The organism is Planktotalea sp. (assembly GCF_018607965.1).
GTDB lineage: Bacteria > Pseudomonadota > Alphaproteobacteria > Rhodobacterales > Rhodobacteraceae > Planktotalea.
The window spans coordinates 1-1,349 of record NZ_JABBAM010000085.1; the positions used below are offsets into that span (position 1 = coordinate 1).

3 protein-coding genes are annotated in these 1,349 nt (G+C 48.8%); 2 read left to right on the forward strand and 1 reads right to left on the reverse strand.

Annotation, left to right across the window (positions count from 1 at the left end; all coding sequences use genetic code 11):
• A partial coding sequence (locus QZ279_RS08200; RefSeq protein WP_293449898.1) for a DUF6477 family protein occupies positions 1 to 133 on the reverse strand: 133 nt, incomplete at its 3' end.
• 508 nt (positions 134 to 641) lie between these two features.
• Between QZ279_RS08200 and QZ279_RS08205 the strand changes: the two genes are divergently transcribed.
• Together QZ279_RS08205 and QZ279_RS08210 are read left to right on the forward strand one after the other, a co-directional pair.
• Positions 642 to 956, forward strand: coding sequence for a hypothetical protein (locus QZ279_RS08205; RefSeq protein WP_293449876.1), 315 nt, complete (start codon positions 642 to 644; stop codon positions 954 to 956).
• A gap of 87 nt (positions 957 to 1,043) precedes the next feature.
• Positions 1,044 to 1,349: DUF6456 domain-containing protein (locus QZ279_RS08210; RefSeq protein ID WP_293449878.1), on the forward strand; the 306-nt coding region annotated here is incomplete at its 3' end.

Here is a 1,349-nt window from a genome sequence, read left to right on the forward strand (position 1 = left end):
TTGCAGGCACGCTACCTTGCAAAATACGCCCAAGATGAACTTTGCGGCGATAGTCTTTCTGTCCCATCAACGCTGCCTTTACGAGCAACTTGGGATGTTTCAGTTGAGCAATTTGTGACTTGATATCTAACATTTGAAAACCCTTTGGTGTGTGCAGAACTAACACCTAAATACTCAACCTATGGGTGCTTTGCGATTCCACCTTTTCCTCCGAACGCCCCGTTTATAATTGTTTATCTTTTGGAAACAATACTTAACACAACACATGATTGTTAACCAAAACGTAACAATTGGCGGTCAAGTTGTGGACAATTCTATGGATAACTCAAACATAATAGGGTCAGAAATCGTGACGGAACTTTCTTCATATAACTTAAACCGAGCGAACGCTCTTTTGCCAAATGCCTCCATTCCAAACTGGGTGCCTGACGCGGTTCAAAGATATTTGACGCATACCCAAGCGGGCTTGCCCACAAGAGAGGTCGCGCGCCGTTCTGGATGTCACGCGTCAACCGTTCTACGCCAAAATTCGCAAGATTGAAGTGCGCCGTGACGATCCCCTTATTGATCGTGCTCTTCATTCGCTTAGCTCTAAATTTTTCCACGGCACTCCCTCTTACTGCGCCAAAGAGGCATCCCAAATGGGACAACACCCAAATAACAAGTCTTTGATTTCCGAAACGGCTGATATTGAACAACAGGCCACGCGAATTTTACGCAGATTGTGTGAATCCGGTGCTGTTTTGGCGGTTGCAGAAGGTATGGAAACCGCTGTCGTCGTACGCGAAACGCAGGGCGGTGGCACAAGTAAAACCGCATCAGTTTCTGCTGATTTCGTTGCCGTTTTGGCCCTTAATGCATGGGTTGATTGCCCAGACCCTAATCGTATTTCACGCTATAAGATCACGCAATCGGGACGCAACAAACTGTTGGAACTGTCGTGCGCAACCACGTAAGCAGACGCCGCAACACATGCGCCTGCAGCAACCTACGCCGAAAAAATCATCCAAGAAGACGGGTGCCGTCGTCGTGTGCGCTATAACATGTCCGAAAGCCCTGTTGCTGCGTTGTCACGACGTAAAGACAAAGACGGCACAGCCTTTTTAAGCGAAGACTTTGTGGATGCGGCAGAGCGCTTGCGCGAAGATTTTGAGGTGTCTCAAATGGGTCCGAAAGTTGCCCAGAATTGGGATCACTTTCTAACTGTAGGAACAAAGGGCAGTGCGCCCTCTGGCAACATAAGCACGGCACCAAGTGATGCGCGCGAGCGTATTGGTCGCGCGCTGCGCTATCTGGGCACTTGCCTTGGCGATGTAGCCTTGCATTGTTGTTGCCATCTTGAAGGACTT